Origin of the sequence: Alteromonas sp. W12 (assembly GCF_001924945.1) — a bacterium.
GTDB lineage: Bacteria > Pseudomonadota > Gammaproteobacteria > Enterobacterales > Alteromonadaceae > Alteromonas > Alteromonas macleodii.
The window spans coordinates 36,422-58,218 of the sequence record NZ_LQXH01000011.1 but is presented as its reverse complement, the minus strand read 5'-3'; the positions used below and the strand labels follow the sequence as shown (position 1 = coordinate 58,218).

Annotated in this window: 18 protein-coding genes and 1 tRNA gene; 14 read left to right on the top strand and 5 right to left on the bottom strand. The window is 45.3% G+C overall.

What is annotated here, in order from left to right; translation table 11 throughout:
- Positions 1-5: 5 nt before the first annotated feature.
- The gene (gene rhlB, locus AWH61_RS17010) at positions 6-1,298 is read right to left on the bottom strand and encodes an ATP-dependent RNA helicase RhlB (protein ID WP_075177731.1); all 1,293 of its coding nucleotides are present in this window, start codon (positions 1,296-1,298) and stop codon (positions 6-8) included.
- Positions 1,299-1,398: 100 nt separating this feature from the next.
- Here rhlB and trxA (AWH61_RS17005) point away from each other — a divergent pair, with 100 nt between their 5' ends.
- The 4 genes from trxA (AWH61_RS17005) (at position 1,399) to AWH61_RS16990 (ending at position 7,629) form a co-directional block, all read left to right on the top strand.
- Positions 1,399-1,725 carry a thioredoxin TrxA gene (trxA, locus tag AWH61_RS17005; RefSeq protein ID WP_012517074.1) on the top strand — a complete coding sequence of 109 codons (327 nt, stop codon included), beginning with the start codon at positions 1,399-1,401 and terminating at the stop codon, positions 1,723-1,725.
- 271 nt (positions 1,726-1,996) lie between these two features.
- A complete protein-coding gene (rho, locus tag AWH61_RS17000; RefSeq protein WP_014948094.1) occupies positions 1,997-3,262 on the top strand; it encodes a transcription termination factor Rho in 1,266 nt (421 codons plus the stop codon).
- A 229-nt stretch (positions 3,263-3,491) separates the two neighbouring features.
- Complete coding sequence (locus tag AWH61_RS16995) at positions 3,492-4,790, top strand: amidohydrolase (RefSeq protein WP_075177730.1); 1,299 nt, start codon at positions 3,492-3,494, stop codon at positions 4,788-4,790.
- A 22-nt stretch (positions 4,791-4,812) separates the two neighbouring features.
- Entirely contained in the window at positions 4,813-7,629 is a 2,817-nt protein-coding gene (locus AWH61_RS16990) for an ATP-binding protein (protein WP_075177729.1), read from the top strand.
- Here AWH61_RS16990 and nhaA read toward each other — a convergent pair.
- The gene (nhaA, locus tag AWH61_RS16985) at positions 7,591-8,865 is read right to left on the bottom strand and encodes a Na+/H+ antiporter NhaA (RefSeq protein WP_014948097.1); all 1,275 of its coding nucleotides are present in this window, start codon (positions 8,863-8,865) and stop codon (positions 7,591-7,593) included. The two genes, AWH61_RS16990 and nhaA, sit on opposite strands and share 39 nt — an antisense overlap.
- 278 nt (positions 8,866-9,143) lie before the next feature.
- Here nhaA and purE point away from each other — a divergent pair, with 278 nt between their 5' ends.
- From purE to AWH61_RS16955, 6 genes are all read left to right on the top strand, one after another.
- A complete protein-coding gene (gene purE / locus AWH61_RS16980; RefSeq protein ID WP_014948098.1) occupies positions 9,144-9,638 on the top strand; it encodes a 5-(carboxyamino)imidazole ribonucleotide mutase in 495 nt (164 codons plus the stop codon).
- On the top strand, positions 9,635-10,771 hold the full coding sequence (locus tag AWH61_RS16975) for a 5-(carboxyamino)imidazole ribonucleotide synthase (protein ID WP_075177728.1): 1,137 nt from the start codon (positions 9,635-9,637) through the stop codon (positions 10,769-10,771). Before purE ends, AWH61_RS16975 begins: the two co-directional genes overlap by 4 nt.
- Positions 10,772-10,831: 60 nt before the next feature.
- A tRNA-Thr gene (locus AWH61_RS16970) sits at positions 10,832-10,907 on the top strand.
- A 66-nt stretch (positions 10,908-10,973) separates the two neighbouring features.
- Positions 10,974-11,519 carry a copper chaperone PCu(A)C gene (locus AWH61_RS16965; RefSeq protein WP_075177727.1) on the top strand — a complete coding sequence of 182 codons (546 nt, stop codon included), beginning with the start codon at positions 10,974-10,976 and terminating at the stop codon, positions 11,517-11,519.
- Positions 11,520-11,705: 186 nt separating this feature from the next.
- Positions 11,706-12,179 carry a Dps family protein gene (locus tag AWH61_RS16960; protein ID WP_014948101.1) on the top strand — a complete coding sequence of 158 codons (474 nt, stop codon included), beginning with the start codon at positions 11,706-11,708 and terminating at the stop codon, positions 12,177-12,179.
- A gap of 194 nt (positions 12,180-12,373) precedes the next feature.
- Positions 12,374-13,555: a PQQ-dependent sugar dehydrogenase gene (locus tag AWH61_RS16955; protein WP_075177726.1), complete on the top strand. Its 1,182-nt coding sequence runs from the start codon at positions 12,374-12,376 to the stop codon at positions 13,553-13,555.
- Positions 13,556-13,755: 200 nt separating this feature from the next.
- Here AWH61_RS16955 and AWH61_RS16950 read toward each other — a convergent pair whose 3' ends face one another.
- Together AWH61_RS16950 and AWH61_RS16945 are read right to left on the bottom strand one after the other, a co-directional pair.
- Entirely contained in the window at positions 13,756-15,864 is a 2,109-nt protein-coding gene (locus tag AWH61_RS16950) for a S9 family peptidase (RefSeq protein ID WP_075177725.1), read from the bottom strand.
- Positions 15,865-16,147: 283 nt separating this feature from the next.
- A complete protein-coding gene (locus AWH61_RS16945) occupies positions 16,148-16,480 on the bottom strand; it encodes an Mpo1-like protein (protein ID WP_014948104.1) in 333 nt (110 codons plus the stop codon).
- 287 nt (positions 16,481-16,767) lie between these two features.
- Here AWH61_RS16945 and trxA (AWH61_RS16940) point away from each other — a divergent pair, with 287 nt between their 5' ends.
- A complete protein-coding gene (trxA, locus tag AWH61_RS16940) occupies positions 16,768-17,637 on the top strand; it encodes a thioredoxin (RefSeq protein ID WP_075177724.1) in 870 nt (289 codons plus the stop codon).
- Between the two features lie 153 nt (positions 17,638-17,790).
- Here the strand turns inward: trxA (AWH61_RS16940) and AWH61_RS16935 are convergent, their stop codons facing one another.
- Complete coding sequence (locus AWH61_RS16935) at positions 17,791-18,219, bottom strand: hypothetical protein (RefSeq protein WP_014948106.1); 429 nt, start codon at positions 18,217-18,219, stop codon at positions 17,791-17,793.
- A 264-nt stretch (positions 18,220-18,483) separates the two neighbouring features.
- On the opposite strand from AWH61_RS16935, the gene AWH61_RS16930 reads away from it, so the two are divergent.
- From AWH61_RS16930 to AWH61_RS16920, 3 genes are all read left to right on the top strand, one after another.
- The gene (locus AWH61_RS16930) at positions 18,484-19,662 is read left to right on the top strand and encodes an aminotransferase class V-fold PLP-dependent enzyme (protein ID WP_075177723.1); all 1,179 of its coding nucleotides are present in this window, start codon (positions 18,484-18,486) and stop codon (positions 19,660-19,662) included.
- Positions 19,663-19,718: 56 nt separating this feature from the next.
- On the top strand, positions 19,719-19,901 hold the full coding sequence (locus tag AWH61_RS16925; protein WP_014948108.1) for a DUF2065 domain-containing protein: 183 nt from the start codon (positions 19,719-19,721) through the stop codon (positions 19,899-19,901).
- A 504-nt stretch (positions 19,902-20,405) separates the two neighbouring features.
- Positions 20,406-21,704, top strand: a complete 1,299-nt coding sequence (locus AWH61_RS16920) for an adenylosuccinate synthase (protein ID WP_014948109.1) — start codon at positions 20,406-20,408, stop codon at positions 21,702-21,704.
- Positions 21,705-21,797 lie beyond the last annotated feature (93 nt).

Here is a 21,797-nt window from a genome sequence, read left to right as displayed (position 1 = left end):
ACGCCTCACTGTTGCGCTCTGTTGTTTCGGTTTTGAGGCTTTCCACGGCCTCTTCCGTTTCCACGACGTGAAGAATTGCGGTTGTTAGGCGTACGTCTTCTACGTGGTTTTGGAGGCGTTACATCATCAAGTAGAGCACTGCGGTCGTAATCGGTAACCGGTATTGCCTTTTGAATGTATTGCTCAATAGCAGGTAAGTTTAGTGCGTATTTTTCGCACGCGAAACTAATTGCAACACCACTTTGTCCTGCCCGGCCAGTACGACCAATACGGTGTACATAGTCTTCGGCGTCGTCAGGTAAGTCGTAGTTAAATACGTGCGTTACCGCGTCGATATGAAGACCGCGCGCTGCAACGTCGGTTGCGACTAAAATATCAAGATAGCCTTTGGTGAAATCTTCTAAGATCCCAAGGCGTTTTTTCTGTGGTACATCGCCGCTAAGCAAGCCCACGCGATGGCCATCTGCGGTAAGCCAGTCGGTAACTTTCTCACAGCTATTTTTAGTGTTGGCAAAAACAATTGCCTTTTCTGGCCATTCTTCTTCAAGCAGCGTAAGAAGAAGCAGCATCTTGTCGTCATCAGACGGATAAAATAGCTCTTGAGAAACGCGAGTTGCAGTTGTTTGTTCTGGCGCTACCTGTACGTGGGTAGGGTTGTTCATGTGCTCGTAAGCAAGCTCTTGCACGCGGTAGCTAAGTGTAGCTGAAAATAGCATGCTCAAACGTTCGCTTGCCGGTGGCATGCGGCGGAATAAAAAGCGGATATCTTTTATAAAGCCTAAATCGAACATGCGGTCGGCTTCATCAAGTACGGCAACCTGAATATTCTTCAGTGTGAACACATTCTGTTTGTAGTAATCCAGTATGCGTCCTGTCGTACCAATTATAATATCTACCCCTTCTTCCAAAGTTTCACGTTGACTTTGGTAACCTTCGCCCCCATAAATCAAACCAAGCGACAATCCAGTATGCTCACTAAGCAGTTTGGCGTCGTTATAAATTTGAACGGCGAGCTCTCTGGTCGGCGCCATAATAATTGCGCGAGGGCCATTTGATTTGCTGTTATCTGCATTTTCTGCTTTGCTTAGCAAATAGTGAAATGTAGCTACCAAAAAGGCAATGGTTTTACCGGTTCCGGTTTGAGCCTGACCTGCAATGTCGTGACCTTCCAATAAAGGAGGCAGTGCAAGTGCTTGAATTGGTGTACAATGTGAAAATTTAGCTGCCGCCAAGGCGTCAACAACCTTGCCGTTAATCGGCAGGTCAGAAAAGTGAGTATCAGTTAAGTGAGTAGGCATAGCTTATAGCTTATCAGTGCTTGCATTAAAAAACAGTTTCTATATAACACTTATGGTCAGGCTGAGACAAATCAGCGACAGACCAATAATGGAGAAAAGAATGAGCGACAAAATTATCCAGTTATCTGACGATAAATTCGAAGCAGATGTTATCAATGCTGAAGGTCCTGTACTGGTTGACTTCTGGGCCGAATGGTGTGGCCCGTGTAAAATGATCGCACCAATCTTGGAAGAAGTTGCGACCGAGTTTGATGGCAAGTTAACAGTTGGCAAGTTGAATGTCGATGAAAATAACGAAACTCCACCTAAATATGGTATTCGTGGTATTCCTACATTGCTACTTTTCAAAAACGGTAACGTTGCTGCAACTAAAGTAGGCGCGCTATCTAAAGCTCAATTAACAGAGTTTCTTAACGAAAACCTTTAATTGATTTCAAATTGAAAACCGGTGCTAACGAAGCACCGGTTTTTATTTACGCCACAGGGACTAACGTTTCATTCTAGAAGAGCAAGCCACAAATTATTTAACATTTCGGCGGTAAAACGCTGGACGTTGATTAAATATAGTGCTAACTTTTCTTCAGCGCTCATCCGAGCAGCGTTCTGCTTACGCCCACATCAGGGTGATATCAAATCTAAACTAGAACAGAGTGACTTTAAGTCCTGTAAGCGAAGTTCAAGCACAAAGACCCACCAGTATGAATTTAACTGAATTAAAGAACAAACCAATAAGCGAGTTGGTTAACCTGGCCGAGGAGATGGGCCTGGAAAACATGGCGCGCGCCAGAAAACAAGACATCATTTTCTCAATCCTAAAGACACACGCAAAAAGCGGTGAAGACATCTTTGGTGATGGGGTACTAGAAATTTTACAGGACGGTTTCGGCTTCTTACGCTCAGCTGACTCTTCGTATCTTGCAGGACCAGACGATATTTATGTATCGCCAAGCCAAATTCGACGCTTTAACTTGCGTACCGGTGATACGATTGCCGGGAAAATTCGTCCACCGAAAGACAGTGAACGATACTTCGCCCTGCTAAAAATCCGCGAAGTTAACTTCGACAAGCCTGAAAACTCACGTAATAAAATCCTTTTTGAAAACCTTACACCGCTTCACGCAGCAGATCGCTTGCGCATGGAACGTGGTAATGGCTCAACAGAAGACATTACGGCTCGAGTACTGGATTTGGCGTCGCCAATCGGTAAAGGGCAGCGTGGTCTTATCGTAGCGCCACCTAAGGCCGGTAAAACGCTTCTTCTTCAGAATATTGCTCAGTCAATTGCTGCTAACCACCCAGATTGTGAGTTAATGGTACTGCTTATTGATGAGCGTCCGGAAGAAGTAACCGAGATGCATCGTCTTGTTCAAGGTGAAGTCGTTGCTTCAACCTTCGATGAGCCAGCAAGTCGTCACGTACAAGTTGCTGAAATGGTTATCGAGAAAGCCAAGCGTCTTGTTGAACACAAAAAAGACGTGGTTATCCTGCTTGACTCGATTACTCGTCTTGCTCGCGCTTACAACACGGTTATCCCATCATCAGGTAAAGTACTTACCGGTGGTGTTGATGCGAATGCTCTTCACAAGCCTAAGCGCTTCTTTGGTGCTGCCCGTAATGTTGAAGAAGGCGGAAGCTTAACGATTATCGCAACAGCGCTTATCGATACCGGCTCTAAGATGGACGAAGTTATCTACGAAGAGTTTAAAGGTACAGGTAACATGGAATTACACCTTAATCGCAAAATCGCGGAAAAGCGTGTATTCCCGGCTATCGACTTCAACCGCTCTGGTACCCGTCGTGAAGAACTGCTTACAGCGCAAGATGAACTACAGAAAATGTGGATCCTTCGCAAAATCGTTCACGAAATGTCAGAAATTGACGCAATGGACTTCCTTATCAGTAAGTTGTCGATGACCAAGACAAACGATGAGTTCTTTGACGCAATGCGTAGACAAAAGAGTTAATAGAAACTTAGTAATAAGTTGATATTTAAAGAAAAGGCGCCACTCGGCGCCTTTTTTATTCCCTGCATCGATAAAGCACTTTTCTTATACTTCCGTCTAATACCCTCAGTCTAGTGAATGGGGTATTTTCATTGGCTCAATGATTTTTAACAGCAATCGTTAGTTCAGTGGTGTGTTCTCCCTTGAGATGATTTACTCTGTCTAAAAAACACCAAAGGAAATAATAGTTATGTACCAGAAATTGCTGTCACTTGCGTTTGCAGGGCTGGCCTCTGTGTCTGCTGCTTATGCTACTCAAATCAATGTTGATGAATTAGCCAATAAAGTAGAACCTGATGTAATTAAATGGCGCCATCACTTTCATGAATTTCCCGAATTATCGAATCGCGAGTTTAAAACCGCTGAATATGTTGCTGACTACCTTGAAAGCCTGGGTTTAGATGTGCAAACCGGTGTGGCAAAAACGGGTGTGGTAGCTATTCTAGACTCGGGCAAACCAGGTCCTGTGGTTGCATTACGTGCAGACATGGACGGTCTCCCTGTAAAAGAGCAAAACAATTTGTCCTACCGCTCAAAGCAGGTGGGCGAATATAACGGAAAAGAAGTACCGGTTATGCACGCCTGTGGTCACGATACTCACATGGCGATGCTCATGGGCGCGGCAAAAATTCTCACCGAAATTAAAGGCGACCTGAAAGGTAAAGTGAAGTTTATCTTTCAGCCTGCAGAAGAGGGCGCACCCGCTGGAGAAAAAGGCGGTGCGGAAGTTATGGTTGCTGAAGGTGTACTTAAGAACCCTGATGTAGACGCTATTTTTGGCCTGCATATCAATGCTAACACCGATGTGGGTAAAGTGCGTTATAACGCGGGTGGCACCATGGCCGCGGTAGACCCATTTAAAATTGTTATTCACGGTAAGCAAGCCCACGGCGCTTATCCTTGGAAGAGTGTTGATCCAGTGGTTACCGCTGCGCAAATGATCATGTCAATTCAGACTATAGTAAGTCGTGAGTTGAAATTGATTGACGATGCAGCGGTGGTGTCTATTGGCTCTATTCACGGCGGTAACCGTTCAAACATCATTCCAAATGAAGTAGAAATGGTTGGCACAATTCGTACACTCAATGAAGCCGCTCGCGATCACATTTACGAGTCGCTTCCGCGCAAAGTAAAGGCTATTGCTGAAAGTATGGGCGCAGAAGCAGAACTTACGCTACCGCTAGATTACTATTACCCCATTACGTACAACGACCCAGAGCTTACAAAAGCCATGCTGCCTACTATGCAGCGTACCGCAGGCGTTGAAAACACGCTGCTTTCTAAGCCGGTCACGGGTGCGGAAGACTTTTCATTTTTCCAAGAGCAAATTCCAGGTTTATATGTTTGGGTAGGCGGTAAGCCATTGGACGTGTCTGAAGAAGATAGCCCTGCTCATCACACACCGGAATTTTATGTTGATGATGAAGGCATGAAATTAGGCGTGAAGCTTCTAACGAACTTTACCCTAGATTACATGGCTCAACACTAAATGTGATGGCCGGAGACATGCGTTGAAAATAGGCAGTATTTCATTTTCTTTTTCATGGTCTCTGGCCCTTCAAGCACTGCTTGTATGTGTGTTAGGTGCGGGTCTTAATGCTCTCAACCCACCCTTTGATAGCACAGGGATAGCTACATTTGGTATAGGTGCGGCAGTCTACGCTTCACTTCGGTTTTCTCCTTTTATTTCCATTCCTATTGCGCTTATTGTTAGCCTTCCCTTGTGGCTTAACGACGGAAGCATTGTTGGAAAGGAAAGCCTTACTCTGCTGCCTGTCGTACTTAGCTTTTTTGGCTATAACAAGTCGCTTAAACAGGTGATAAAAGTAGGCGCAGGTTTTTGGTCTATTGTCTTTCTGCCCATTCTCGTTTTAGAGCATTCTCTTTATGATGGCGATAACGCAAACATGCTGTTTTCGGGCGTGCTGGTTACCTGGGTAAGCGGTGTATTTGGTCTTGTAACCGGACACTTTTCGTATTTGGCAGTCCACGGGCTTAAGCGACAAACATCAAGCAAGTCCGAGCGGGTTACGCTGCACTTTCTTTTTGGATACTTCTTTTCCGGTTGTTTTTTCGTTGCTTCCATGGCGGTAATTTATTTGTCGGTGAGCCTGTTTCAACAACAGCAAGAAAGACAAATTTACAGTTACATGGCGCAGCGTGTGAATGTGCTGGAGTTCCAGCTTTCAAATTTTATTCAGCAACATCAAAGTGCCATTATTAGCGCAGCGCAAGTGTTATCTAGCGAGGTATCAAATAGCGATTTCGATAATGCAGCGATGACAAATTTGCGGGTGTTGGCATCGAATAACCCTGAATTTCTGACCTTCCTTATTGCGGGTGACAATGGCGATATTATTCACGCTTACCCGCCTACCTTGTTGGATAAAGCAAGGCAAAGCGGTATACCAAACGTGGCTTACAGGCCGTATTTCTTTGAAGTCATGCAGACAGGTAAACCATTCCTTTCAAATGTATTTCAAGGCCGAGGTTTTGGTAACGATCCAATTGTAGCCTTGTCAGCCCCCATTACAGACGTAGATGGCACCCCAAAAGGTATTGTAGAGGGCTCTTTATCGTTAAAGAGCTTTTCTGCTATTGATAACCTAAGCTTGGGTGGTTTTTTGATGCTCATTGAGGATCAAAAAGGCGAAGTTATCTATGCATCTAAAGGCTTGAAGATGAAGCCACTCACTAAAGCACCTTTTTATATTTGTGAACCTGATTGTTCTGTTGAGGTTAAGAGCGGGCCTCAGGGAAAAACATGGTTGAGGTTAGCGAAAGATATGCCTTTTGCTAGCTGGAAAGTCAGCTATTACTTCGACAAACGACTGTTAATGGCATCAATGAGTAATTATTTGCTAAAAGACTTACTGCTGCTATTGGCATTATCTGCATTTGGAACATTCACCGGATACGTAGTCGCAAAAATGGTCGGCGCGCCTATTCGTCGCCTTGTTCGCTATATTGCCGAATTCGACCCTACACAAAAAGAAGTTGTTAAAGCACCACAAAGGGCACTGCACATTCAAGAGCTCTCGTCGCTAAGCGATGAGTTCGTGAGTTTAGAAGCCCGATTGCTCGATGCATTTGAAGAGCTAAAGGTTGCAAGAGAAGTAGAGCAAAGCCTGAATGTCGAGCTAGGGGAATTGAATCAGTCTTTGGAAAAGCGCATAGAAGAGAAAACCGAGCACCTTGCGTTAGCGCTTAAAGAAGCGGAAGCCGCGAATGTGGCGAAAACGCAGTTTCTCGCCAACATGAGTCACGAGATTAGAACGCCAATGAATGGCATTATTGGCTCATGTGAATTGATGCTCGAGAACGAGTTGCCGGAAATTGTTTCGGCTAGAGCCAAAACAATTTCACGCTCTGCTAGCAATTTACTTATCATCCTAGACAGTATCTTAGATTGGTCGAAGATTGAATCGGGTAAAATGCTTACCGATGTTCAAAGCTGTGCCATTCGCGAGTTACTTGAAGCTTCTTGTGATCTCTACCGACACGCTGCGCAAGTAAAAGGGTACGATATTGCTTTGCATATTAATCAGGGCGTACCTAACGCACTGAACATTGATGCAGGGAAGGTGAGCCAAATCATCAATAACTTACTTAGTAACGCGATTAAGTTCACCAGCGATGGTGTCGTGACGGTTAACGTTAGCTATGCCCACCAAGGACTTAAAATTTCGGTTACCGATACGGGAATAGGCATTGCTCCCAACAAACTACGCCTTATTTTTGATAAGTTTGAGCAAGCCGATCCGTCCACCACTCGAAATTTTGGTGGCACAGGATTAGGTTTAGCCATTTCTAAAGGTTTGGTTGAGCTTCTTGGTGGAGAGCTTTATGTTGAAAGTGAACTGGGTAAAGGAACAAGCTTCACCTTCCACATTCCTGCCACAGTAAGTGAAGAAAAAGAGCATGCAGAAAATGAGGTGATTCCGTCACTACCTGATGGATTACGGGTTTTATTGGCTGAAGACAACGACATTAATGCTGAAATCGTCATGGACATGCTCAAATCGTCCAACATCAAATGTATTAGAACGAAAAACGGGCAAGATGCTGTTAAGGCCGAGAAGAGGCACGATTTCGACGTAATTTTAATGGATTGCCAAATGCCGATCATGGATGGTCATACAGCATCGAAAATTATTCGTAATGAAGGCAGGAATAAGGACACGGTCAGGATCATCGCCTTAACCGCGAATGCGTTTATCGAAGACAAAAATGCCTGCTTAGAAGCAGGCATGAATGCGCATTTAAGTAAGCCTATTCGCAAGCAGGTTCTATTTGACTGTATTGCCCGTGAACTTACTCGCGTTTGAGGCTACATCAGTGTTATCGCTCGGCGCTTCGCTAACGAATCGCAGTACAATATACCCTAAGCACGCCGAGACGAGAGAGCCGGTTAAAATGCCCACACGCTCGTCAAAAATTTGATTGATACCTGTCTGTGCAAAGGCCAGTCCCCCAATAAATAAGCTCATTGTAAAGCCAACGCCGCAAAGTAGCGCACAGCCATAGATATGCTTGAAGTTAAGATCCTCTGGTAACTTAGCCAGCTTTAACTTCACCATTAAGTAGCAAAAACCGAATACGCCAATTTGTTTACCCACAACCAAGCCAAGAAAGATCCCAAAGGTAACAGGATGGAAAATACCCTCCGGACTGATGTTACCAAAACTTATGCCGGCGTTAGCGAAGGCGAATAAAGGTAGGATTGCGAAACTCACCGAGCCATTCAAACCGTGCTCTAGTCGCGTTACCGGAGAATAAGATTCGTCTTTCTCATCCCGCATAGGAATAAAGCCAGCAAGTACGACACCTGCCAGTGTGGCGTGAACGCCTGACTTCAACATGGCTACCCACAGAATGATTCCCACAAAAACATAAGGCGGAATATCTACCACATTGCGTTTATTCATTTGCCACAACAGCAATAAACAACCTGCAGCAATATACAGCGCACCCGCGGTAATGTGCTCGGTGTAAAACAGGGCAATAATTACGATAGCACCGATATCGTCAATAATAGCCAGGGTGACTAAGAAAACTTTCAGGCTCGTAGGTACTCGACTACCTAGTAGCGCCAAAATACCTAACGCAAACGCGATGTCAGTAGCGGCGGGAATTGCCCACCCTGCAATGGCTACGGGGTTGTCCCAGTTGATGCCTACATATATCAAGGCGGGTAGTGCCATACCACCTACAGCACCTGCTGCGGGTAAAATAATATCTTTGGGATTGGCCAATTCACCTTCGCAGATTTCCCGCTTCAGTTCCAGACCCACGTGAAAAAAGAACACCGCCATTAACCCGTCGTTAATCCACAGCAATAATGGCTTATCGATAGCCCACGTACCGGCTGATATTTGTACCGGCATACTGATTAAATGATCGTAAAGCGTATCTAGGGGAGAATTAGCAATAATGAGCGCAAGAATCGTTGCACCCATTAACAATATGCCGGGAGCGGCTTCGCGATTTAAGAAGTCAGAGACCACGTCTTGTACTTCTTCTATCACCTCATCAAGTACGTCGGGTTCGTGTTTATCTGTCATCAATAACCTCTAACGCCCGTTCATGGTCAACGTCGCAAAATGTGGAAATAAAAGCGTTCGTTAATCCGTGTAGTCAGGCAACTTTTCTACATAAATTAATTATAGTTAATACGACTGACAGCGAAGAGATAGATCACCCTTATAAGAGAGTTGCCTCAACAACCCTTAAGCGAGTGGCGCTATAATTGACGCCATTTACGGTGGGATTTTGAACGGTTTTACGCTACAATCGCGGCCTTTCCAAGGTTGTCCACTTTACCTACCCCGAGGATCTCTAGATGGCAAAAGTCGCGATTGTAATGGGTTCAACTTCAGACTGGCCTACTATGCAGCAGGCCGCAAAAATGCTGAAGTCGTTTGGTGTTGAATTTGAAGCGAAGGTGGTGTCCGCGCACCGTACACCCAACTTGCTAGTAGAGTTTGCAGAAAGCGCTGCAGATGAAGGTTTTAGCGCAATCATTGCTGGCGCAGGCGGCGCAGCTCACTTACCGGGTATGATTGCTGCACACACGCATTTACCTGTGTTTGGCTGCCCGGTTAAATCAAAGGCGCTCAACGGATTAGACTCACTGCTTTCTATCGTTCAAATGCCGAAAGGTGTTGCGGTAGGTACACTGGCAATAGGTGAGGCTGGTGCAGCAAATGCGGGTCTTCTCGCGGCACAAGTTGTTGCGCTGCAAGACGAAAGCGTACGCAATGCCGTTATCGCTTTTAGAAAATCGCAAACTGATACGGTACTTGCTTCAAGCAATACGTTGGAGCTAGATGAATGAGAGTAGTCGTTTACGGCGCAGGCCAACTTGCTCAAATGATGTACCTGGCGGGAAGCCCGTTAGGTATTGACGTTCAAGCTGTGGACGTAAACAACGATACCGTTGTACATCCAGTTAGCAAAACCCCTCTTGAAATCTCACTTGCTCAAGCACTAGAAGGTGCAGATGCTCTTACCGTAGAATTTGAGCATGTACCTGAAAGGCTTCTTGAAGACGCGGCGAAAACAAACAAGTTGATGCCGAATATCGACAGCATTCTTGTTGGCGCCGATCGCGTACGTGAGAAAAAGCTGCTTGAAAGCATGCAGGTGGCAAATTGTGAGCACCAAATAGTTACCGACCTTGCCCAGTTAGACGATTGCGTAAAGCAGTTGGGTGGCAAACTCATTCTTAAGGCTAGCCGCGATGGCTATGACGGATATGGTCAATGGCGTTTAAGTGATGAGGCTGACTTACCTGAACTAAAAAATGCACTTCAGGGATTAGATTTGCAGACCGTGCCTTTAGTGGTTGAAAAAATGGTGGCTTTCGACAGAGAGTTGTCATTAATCGGTGTACGCAATGCTAATGGCGACGTACGCACCTATCCACTTGCTGAAAATTTGCATCACCAAGGTCAACTTCATGTGTCGGTTGCACCAGCGACTAACGTTGATGACGCACTTCAGGCCCAGGCTCACGATATTTTTGTGAAACTTGCTGAGGGTATGAACTACGTCGGTGTGCTGGCTGTGGAACTATTCCAAGTAGGCGACAAGCTACTTGTAAACGAACTTGCTCCTCGTGTACATAACTCTGGGCACTGGAGCCAGTCGGGCGCTGTAACCAGCCAGTTTGAAAATCACTTACGTGCAGTCTGTGGATTGCCTCTTGGTGACACGTCAGCCATTGGCCCAAGCGCTATGGTCAACATTATTGGTTGCAGCAGCTTCTCGCGCGATTTGCTAAGCATCGATGGCAGTCATCTTCACTGGTACGGAAAATCTGTTCGTGAAAAGCGCAAGATGGGACACATCAATGTCACCACGAATAGTTATGAAAGCTTGGGTGAAAAGCTCATGGCATTGAGCAAATATTTACCACTAGAGTACTTCCCAAAATTAGTTGGTGAAGCAACGCGATTAAAAGGTTGACACCCACGCGTTTATCGCTAGAATACGCATCCGCTGTCTAGGCAGCGGTTTTTAAAGTGTGCCGACTTAGCTCAGTTGGTAGAGCAACTGACTTGTAATCAGTAGGTCGCCAGTTCGATTCCGGCAGTCGGCACCATTTTTCTTTTTTCCTATGCCAATCTTACGTACACTTGCTTACGAGTATTCATTCGGAGCAGACTGTATGTCATTTTTTTCCAAATCACTTAAACCATTAGTTATCGTAACTGGCTTATTTTCTTTAAGCATGTCTGCGACTATTTACGCGCATGGCAATGACCATGATAACCATCACATGCCAAAAGAGCAGCACAAGCACGCCAGTAAGCAATCAGAAGTAATGGTAATGAATGGTTATGCTAGAGCGACCTTTGCTTTGGCAAAAACTGGTGCAGTGTACTTTACTTTGCATAATCATAGTGACAGCGATAAAACACTGACGTCTGTTTCAGTATCAAGCGATGTAGCAAGTGAAGCGCAAATCCACACAACGGTGATGGAGGAAGACGTGATGAAAATGCGTGAGCTAACTGAAGGCGTTATAATAAAAGCGGGCGAAATGGTCTCTTTTGAATCAGGCGGCCGTCATATCATGTTGATGGGGCTGACCAAAGGATTAGAAGAGGGCAGCGAAGTAGCACTAACCCTCACATTTAGCGATGGGAGTGAACTACCGGTTTTGCTACCTGTTAAAAAAGAAGCGGGCGAAAGCCACCATCACCACCATTAATAGAGTGGCTGAGGCAGAATGTATAAAGTCATCGATTAATGCGATGAATGCAATCAACTAAACCGTTAATCTAAATCAAAATTTCTGTAGTACTATTAACTTATATTATTTAAACCAAGATTTTTCAGCGCCGATGAATGGACTGAAGGTAAATCTAAAAAGGGTTTTAACGTTAAGGAGTGTGACATGAGCAAGATTGATATTGGTATTTCTGAGAGCGATCGTAACGCAGTAGCAGAAGGTCTTAAAAAGCTATTGGCCGACTCTTACACTTTGTACCTTCAAACGCATAATTTTCACTGGAATGTAGAAGGTCCGCAGTTCCGTGAATTGCACCTAATGTTCGAAGAGCATTACACAGAGCTTGCCGAAGCGGTAGACGAAATTGCAGAGCGTATTCGTACTCTAGGTGTTGCTGCACCGGGCACATATAAGTCGTTCGCTGAGCTTAGTTCAATTGAAGAAGTGGAAGGTGTACCTGAAGCGACGGAAATGGTGAGATTGTTAACTCACGGTCATGAGCAAGTTGTGAAAACCTGCCGTGAATCGTTAAAGCTAGCGCAAGACGCAGACGATGAGTCATCTGCAGCGTTAATTGGCGATCGTATGCGCGTTCATGAAAAAACTGCGTGGATGCTTCGTGCAACATTACCGAAGTAAATCGCTATATAAGTGCGGTGACAGTGATTTAACATAGGCTTAATCGGCCAGTCACCTTTATCGCATAAGCAAGTAAAATTATCACAAAGGGTACAGCAGCGCTGTGCCCTTTTTTGTATACTGCCTTCCACTAAGAATAATAGAAGAAGCCTGTGTGAACGCGCACACGGCTTTTTAAAATGAGGCTCCTAGCGATGAAACCATCAACTATTTTAGCTGTACCAATCAAACCTGTGAGCGCGCTAGCGCAGTCACTTACTTGTGTATTGGCGCTTACGATCAGCCAATCCGCTTTAGCTCACGGAGATCATAAACATGGCGAAGCGCATGAAATCACCGACAGCGATATTACCGTAACCACGCTCGCTGAAGGGCTTGTTCATCCTTGGGGAATGGCATTTTTGCCAAATGGCGATCTGCTAGTTACGGAACGTGAAGGTGGCATTCAGCGTTTATCAAAAGACGGTAAGTTGTCAGGACGTCTAGGTAATGTGCCTAAGGTGGTTGCGCAAAACCAAGGTGGTATGTTGGACATCGCTATCGACCCGGATTTTGCCAGCAACAACACTATCTACTTCTGTTATAGCAAAGCGAGTGAGGTTGAGGGCAAGCAGGGCAGCAGTAGCAGTGTTGCAAAGGCTAAGCTTACCGACTCAGGCCTTGAAAATGTTGACGTTATCTTTAGTGCCGACTCAATTGTGGATAACGGCTTTCACTTTGGCTGTCGTTTAGCGTTCGATGCTAAAAAGCACTTGTACATCACCATGGGCGACCGCTACAAGTACATGAAAGAAGCGCAGAACACCGATAACCACTTCGGTAAAATTGTACGCATAAACCGTGACGGCAGCGCAGTAGAAGATAACCCATTCACAGACGGCAAAGCCCCTGAAATATTCAGCTATGGTCACCGCAACGTGCAAGGCGTTACTATTCATCCTGAAACTGGTGCGGTATGGGCGATGGAGCATGGCCCGAAAGGTGGTGATGAAATCAATATCCTTGAACGCGGTGCAAACTACGGTTGGCCTGTGATTACCTATGGTGTTGACTATAGTGGCGACATTATCAGCGACAAAACCCATATGGATGGCATGAAGCAGCCTTGGGTGTATTGGGACCCATCAATTGCGCCAAGCGGCCTAACGTTCTACCAAGGTGAAATGTTCAAAGAATGGAACGGGGATGTACTGGTGGGGTCGTTGAAGTTTACTCACCTTCGTCGCATAAAAGTAGAAGATGGAAAGCCCGCAGAGCAGTTTGAATATGTTCGTGACAATCACGCCCGTATTCGCGACGTTGAAGTTGGCCCAGAAGGTGCCATTTACTTACTGACCGATGCACCGAACGGCAAAGTATTAAAGCTAACCAAATAGCATAGTACCAGTCCGCATAGATAAGTGCTCACTCAGAAGGCGCTGGCAAGCTTCATAGCGAAGCGTGGGAATGCAGGAATGGCTGTTCCCTTTCAAATTCTGGTATAAGACGTAGAATGAGAAAAGGCGCCACTTCATTGTTATTGTAAAATGAAGTAAGCGCCTTTTTTATTTATAAGGACATCGGGTCTCGTATTGACTTACTCGCCGTCGTTATTCTTCTTGTAGCGTTCAAACCACGCCACAATATTTCCTACTTTCTGTATTAAGCGAGAAGGGCGGCTTGCAATGCCGTGCGAAGCCCCTGGAATTCGCACCATTGCAGCATCGACACCTTGTAACTTCAACGCTTGATAATACTGCTCTGTCTCACTAATTGGCGTACGGTGATCGGCTTCACCGGTTAGCAGCATAGTGGGTGTTACTACGTTGCCCACTAAGCTCAAAGGGCTACGCTGCCAGAGTTTATCCGCAATAGTCCACGGCATATCTGCCATCCAGTAGTTGCTAAAGTACGGGTATGCGTCGGCAGTCAATGAAAAACTCATCCAGTTAATAACCGGCTTCGCCACAACAGCTGCACTAAAGCGGTCTGTTTTACCAATGGACCATGCGGTAAGGGTTCCGCCGCCTGAGCCGCCAGTAATAAACAGATTCTCTGAATCTATATAGCCTTGCTTAACAACCGCGTCTACCACATCCATTAGGTCGTTATAATCTTCTGACGGATAGTTATGATGAATCAAGTTACCAAAGTCTTCACCGTAAGAGCTACTGCCCCTTGGGTTGGACCATACAACCACATAACCCTGCGCGGCCATTAGCTGAATTTCCATGGCAAAGTGAGGGCCGTAGGCTGCATGTGGGCCGCCATGAATTTCTAAAATTAGCGGGTATTTTTTGCTGCTATCAAATCCTGGTGGCAAAGCAATCCATGCGTCGATAGGTAGCTCGTCCACACTTGATACTACGGAAAGGTCTTGTACTTCTGCCAGCGTTTTATGACCAAGTGCATCGCTGTTCAAATCGGTGAGTTGCGTATCGTCTTTGCCTTTTCTATAAAGCGCCAGGTCGCCAGGCACAGTGCGGCTTGCCGTGGTGTAAACAATGTCGCCTTTATCGCTAACTGCGAAGTCGCCCGACGTGTAAGGGCGCCCAAACGCTTGTCCACCTATGCTAACGTCGATAGGTTTCACATCGCCTTTCAGGTTCACTGCAGCAAGTTTAGTTTCGCCGTGATCAAGGTAAGAAAAGATTAATCCTCGGCTGTCTTTGCGCCACTCAAATCTGCCTAAGCTTCTATCTAGTGACGTAGTTAAACGGCTGATGTCACCACTTTCAAGCTCAAGTACCACAAGGTCGCCATTCTGATAAGAAAGCTTTCTGTCGTTGAGCTGAGTAAATGCAAGGTATTTTCCGTCGGGACTCAAGGTTGGTCTACCTTCAGGCCCTTCGATATCGGTAACTTGTTCAACTGCCGCTGTATTCACATTCACTTTATAGATGTCGCTAAACAAAGGGTGCAGCGCGTAGTCTTCTCGTTGTGGTGTGGCGAAATAAATCCAGTCATTCTCTTTAGAGAAAGAAAGGGTGCCGCCGCTAGGGAATTTTCCAGTTGTTAACTGACGCGGCGTACCGCCTTCAACAGGCAGAACAAATATCTGGTCAAAGCCTTCACGCAAGTAGCCTCTTCCGTCACCTCTATACTGCACCGCATCAATATAGGTGCCTTGGTCAGCCCACTTTGCTCCTTTAGGCTTGCTCGGCATGCCGGTAAACAATGGCTTTTGCTTTTCTTCGGTAAACTGGGTGAAGGCTAAGGTTTTGCTGTCATGAGACCAGGTTAACTGACGAGGTGCTTCGCTGGTGTTGGTCAAGCGCACAGACTGCATGGTATCTAAGTAATAGAGATGGATTTGTGCGCGGCCGTTGACCGATTTTGCATATGCCACCATTTTACCGTTGGGCGATAAGGTAGCCTGTGACAAGTTTTCATCTACACCAATAAACGGGCGATGCTCACCGGATTTAATATTTACTTGCCAAAGTCGGCTTTGTCTTCCGTCAGTCATGACATCCATGCTCTGACGAGAATAAATTACCGTATCCTTATTAAGAAACTGTGGGTTGGCCACAAATTCTAAGTTAAAGGTGTCATCGTATGTCAGCGCATTTAAGCTAGTCGAATCAGAGGCAGATACCTGCAATGCATTGGCCTGACTTATACCTAAAACCAATAGTGATAATGCAGTCGAGGTAACACATAAGCCTTTTCGTACTGGTCGAAAGGCGAAACGAGACGCAAACATAGTTGTTCCTTTTGTTATTGTTTTTTGCGCTGAGCGCGATAGGTAGAATGTTCGCTGTCGTGTGCTTAGCGTAAATCCTAACGCAAATGTAGCAACCTGCGAACGTTGTCTCTAACCATATCGCTTTCGTTTCTTTTATGTAAAGCGCGTGCGGTGAAGAGGCTGGATTGTCCGTTAAAATTACATATCCAACATTAAGCGCAACGTTTAACAACGCAGGGCGCTAGCAATGGCAGTTGTCATTATTAATAGAGGGCTGGCCGTCCTTTAAGTCATTTGAGCTTTATTCGCCTTTAAGGCTAATTTTGCCCACAAGAATATCTTTAAACATGACCCAGTCGCCCATTAGGCTGTAAAGCGGGTGTTTAAATGTCGCTGGGCGATTTTTCTCAAAGAAGAAATGACCTACCCAAGCGAAACCGTAACCTACTAGCGGAATAAACCACAGTAGCGACCAGCTAGCCATAAATACTGCTAGTGCTATAACGCCGAGAACCAGCCACGAGCCGATAAAATGAAGCGTGCGGCATGTGCTATCTCTATGTTCATTTAAATAAAACGGGTAAAACTCTTTGAATGAAGCAAAATGCGTGTCAGCGCTTGTTTGTGTAGACATAAAACCCTCTCGGCCATAAGCATGTATTTTATAGAAGTAGAGTGACTTAGTAGCAGTAGTTTACACTACGTTAACATTCTATTCTGAAATAGATTGTCGTGAATACGACAAAAAGAGAATGAGTTTTTGCAAACATGCGTGCTCACTGGCGCAGATCAACAAAGTGGCGAATTAAGAAGCGCTTCCTAGTGCAAGGCGCGGTGACCAAAGATAGCCTACCTTAACCTTGTAATTTCAGGCCGTCTGCCCCATATTCCTCTCAATATAAGAAATTAAAGGCCTGCGTTATGGAAAATCTCGTTGCGAATAGCCAAGCAACCATCGTAGATATTACGGTAGAAAACTTTCAACAAATCATCATTGAAGCGTCGCAAGATAAGCTGGTGCTAATCGATTTTTGGGCAGATTGGTGCGAGCCCTGTAAAGACCTTATGCCTATTTTGGAAAAGCTGGCGGGCGAATATAGCCAGCACTTGATCCTGGCTAAAGTAGACTGCGAAGCCCAGCAAGAAGTCGCTGCACAGTTTGGTATTAGAAGTCTACCAACGGTGATGGTGGTGCAAAATGGTCAGCCTGTTGACGGCTTTGCGGGTGTGCAACCTGAGCAGCAAATTCGCGAAATGCTCGCTAAATATTTGCCTAATCCTGAAGACGATCTACTTGCCTCTGCTGGCAAAGCGATTCAGCAAGGTGATTATGCAGAGGCACTGCCCGCAGCTAAAGAAGCCCTAGCGCTTAACCCAGATAACGTAAACGCTAAATATATGCTTATTGATTGCTATATCGAGACCGGATCTATCGATACAGCCAAAGCGTTATTGGAAGAAATTAAGTTGGTTGATCAAGACTCTCGCTATAAGAGCTTAGCGGGAAAAATTGAATTGGCAGAACAAGCCGCCGACACTCCTGAAATTCGTCAGCTTCAAGCAGAGGTAGAAGCGAACCCAGACGACTTGCAGCTTAAAGTTGATTTAGCGGTACAGTTGCAGCAAGCGAACAAAGCACAAGATGCACTAGAGCTTCTTTATAGTGTGTTAAAGAAAGAACTTGGGTTTGGCGACGCCAGAAAGCTAATGATGGATATGGTGAATGCGCTTGCCGACGGCGACCCGTTGAAGTCGGAATACCGCCGAAAAGTTTACAGCTTATTGTATTAACAACGTCAGCATTTTAGCGGCTGTCGTAGGGGACAATGAGTCGAGTCTGACTTTGATAAATTGACTGCAGGAGGTTCGTGCTGGTACTTGCAGGTGAACGAGAACGCATACTGACGAGTGTCAACGTGTGTATTTCTAATTCGATTGCTGTATTTATTTAGGCGAGAGAATAGGGGAGAACCCCTCTTTGTGCAGCCAATTAAGTGCTTCGAAATACTTTTGAAAATAATCGCGCTCGTAGTTAGCTGATTCAGCGTCACGGTGCTTAGATGGGTGGGTTCGTTCTAATTGGGCCCGCCTAACCATTCCGGTATCCAGCACGTAAGCTGAGCGTGTAAGCCCTCGCGAAATGTTCACCTTTATTGCTTCTGCTAAACGGGTTTGGCATTCAGGCGTAGAAAGCACCCAGCGGCGTCCGTCCATTAGGGCAGCCCAAGGCTTATTGTCGAACTTAGCGATAAGTTCATGCATTTCTTCTATAAAAAACTCTGTCGTTTTCAGGTTCCACGCCCCGGTTGCAAACACCTCAAGTACGTTACCTGAGACATCCAATGAATAATTTCCGTATTTAGGAAAACGCATAAAATACCTTTAATGTTTGTCTGCGTGGAACAGACCAAGCTTGCTAACTCGGCTAACAAAAACATCTTGCCTCTATAGGGTATAGCAGAGTTCTTAAAATTTGCTGTGATTGTGTTTATATAAGAAATATCACTAAGCACATCGATTTGGGCAAAACAATTTACACTTAATTTGTAAATAAATGTTTTGTTGCAGGCGCAGATTCATGCGAAAAAGGTAGAAATTTGATAGGGTTTACGCAGTTTTTATATTGGGCAATAAAGCATGGCATATCAGCATTTTTATACGGATTTTCTTAATGCGAACAAAGGTAAACAGCATTATGCGTGTCACAGCCACTACTTTTGGCCCGACTGCACGCGTGATGCAATGCTCAACTACTGGGATGACAGCGCTAAGTATGTTGACGAAAAATGGGGATATTTCTTCCAAACTTTGGTGCCAGAGCTACAGCAGCGCATTAGCAACATACTGAACACTGGAGCACCACAGCAAATCGTTTTTGCGCCCAATACCCATGAGCTGCTTTATCGCGTAATGAGCTGCATCGATAGTACTGCGCCTTATAAAGTAGTGTCGACAGACAGCGAGTTTCACAGTTTTCAGCGCCAAGCGAGTAGGATGCAAGAGCAGGGTGCGATAGAACTTATTACCGTACCTACCAAACCCTACGATACGTTTGCGTCGCGCTTTAAGGCCGCCATTGCCGAACACGATCCCGAGCTGGTTTTCTTTAGTCAGGTGTTTTTTAATTCCGGATACGTGGTGAACGATGTCACAGATATCGTAAATAGCGTAACTAACGACAATACCCTTATTGTGGTTGATGGCTATCACGGGTTTATGGCAAAGCCTACCGATATAGCGAACATTGCCCACCGAGCCTTTTATCTTGCCGGTAGTTACAAATATGCTCAGGCAGGAGAGGGCGCATGTTTTGCGCACGTACCCGTGGGCTGTGAGCTAAGACCCGCATATACTGGCTGGTTTGCAGAGTTTGGCGAGCTAGATAAGCCTCGCAAGGTTGGCGGCAAAGATAGCGTTCAATATAGCCTAGATGGAATGCGCTTTGCCGGTGCGACGATGGATTTTACCGCGCTCTACAGATTAAGAGCCGTGCTTCGCATGTTCGACGACAATGGCATTGATGTAGCCACAGTTAACGAATATATAATGGGCATGCAGCGCACATTTCTAGAGAAACTTGCTACCTGCAACCATCCCTTGCTAAACGAAAAACATCTAGCAGTAAGTGATGAAGCAAACCGAGGGCATTTCCTTACCTTTGAATTAGATAGTGCCGATGAAACAAAAGCCCTTGCTTCAGCGCTTAAAGAGCACCATATCCTTACCGATTTTAGAGGAAACCGCTTACGATTTGGTTTTGGTCTGTACCACACCCCTGAGTACATTGATTTAACCGCACTGAATCAGAAAGCGTAAGTCGTTGCTTTAAACATACGTAAATATTAACGTCACACTTATTTAAGGATAGTTTTATGGAGTGGCTTCTACCCGCTTTAGCGTTGGTACTTATTATAGAAGGAATAGGGCCGCTTCTTTTTCCTAATAAATGGCGCAATTATTTACTTCAGATAAGCCAACAGCCCAGCAATCAACTGCGTCAAATTGGCGGAACCCTTGTGATAATAGGCGCACTACTGCTGTTTTATTTCAGTTGAGTTAGCGCCCAGATCTAGGCATTAAGAGGCGTGAAGCGGTGTGAAAACGGACCTCATCAAACACTGCCACACGCTTTACCATAATACATAGTACGAAAAGGAGCGCGACTTTACCGTTGACTGAAAAGTGTGCTCTTAAACCCGTATTCAACATTCAGAGGTATATTTTCAGCCCTTTAAATACCTCATTAGCTTTTAAGCATCCAATGCCCGCGAATAATAGCAAAACGTTATATAAATGGGGCGTAGCGCAGACTGCGATAGACCGTCTGTTCAGCTTTTTTACTAGGTAAAGTTTAGAAAGCTTTAAAAATTAGCGTCTTAGAATGTTTGTGCTGAAAAATAAGAAGCCAAGCCTTATTTCAAAAAGGCTCGAGCGGCAGTGGGTCATCTTTGTGATTTCAAAAATAAAAATAAAATAGTCGTATTTTTGTTCGAAAAAGAGATGATCCTTGCCCTAGAATTTTGTAGAATCCCCGCCTAATTTTCTTACACATATGATTCATGGCAAAGAACGTTGTGGTACTCGGCACTCAATGGGGTGACGAGGGTAAAGGCAAGGTCGTAGACCTACTCACTGATCGCGCAAAATATGTTGTTCGTTACCAAGGCGGACACAATGCAGGTCACACTCTAGTAATCGACGGTGAAAAAACCGTACTTCACTTAATCCCATCAGGCATCCTACGCGATAATGTTACCTGTATTATTGGTAACGGTGTTGTGCTAAGCCCTGACGCACTAATGAAAGAAATGACTATGCTTGAAGAGCGTGGCGTTCCAGTGCGCGAGCGATTAAAGATTAGTGAAGCTTGTCCGCTTATTCTTCCTTATCACATTGCACTAGACGTAGCGCGCGAAAAAGCCCGCGGCGCAAAAGCAATTGGTACTACCGGTCGTGGTATCGGTCCAGCGTATGAAGATAAAGTAGCCCGTCGTGGATTACGCGTTGGCGACTTGTTTAATGCAGAAGACTTCGCAGCAAAGCTGAAAGAAGTGCTAGACGTGCATAACTTCACGCTTACTCAGTACTATGGCGAAGAAGCAGTAGACTTTGACGAAACCTTAAAAGGTGCAATGGAAGTTGCTGACATTCTTAAAGCAATGGTTGTTGATGTAACTGACGAACTAGACAAAGCACACAATGCTGGCTTGCCTATTATGTTTGAAGGTGCACAAGGTACGCTTCTAGACATCGATCACGGTACTTATCCTTATGTTACGTCGTCAAACACTACCGTTGGTGGTGTAGCAACGGGTGCTGGCTTTGGCCCACTTAAGCTAGATTACGTACTGGGTATTGTTAAAGCATACACTACGCGTGTAGGCTCAGGCCCTTTCCCTACTGAACTAGAATGTGAAGTAGGCCAACACTTAGGTGTTAAAGGTCACGAGTTTGGCGCGACCACAGGTCGTAAGCGCCGTACGGGTTGGTTCGATGCAGTTGCGATGAAACGCGCAGTACAAATCAACTCTATTACAGGTTTCTGCTTAACTAAGCTTGACGTACTAGACGGTCTTGAAAGCCTTCAAATTTGTGTAGGCTACAAAGATGCAGACGGTAACGTGAAAGACGTTCCTCCTATGGCGGCTGACGGTTACGAGAAAGTAACGCCAGTATATGAAGAAATGCCAGGTTGGACAGACAACACCTTTGGTGTAACTGAGTTTGAAGCGCTTCCACAAGCTGCGAAAAACTACATTAAGCGTCTTGAAGAGCTAACAGGTGTGCCGGTTGATATCGTTTCAACAGGCCCTGACAGAAACGAAACTATCGTTTTACGCAGCCCTTACGACGCGTAATAACGCCTCAAAAATACGTTCAAAAGCCCAGTGTTTACTGGGCTTTTTTGTTTGTAATTTTTCGACCCTTTACTTTTATATAATCTTGTTATT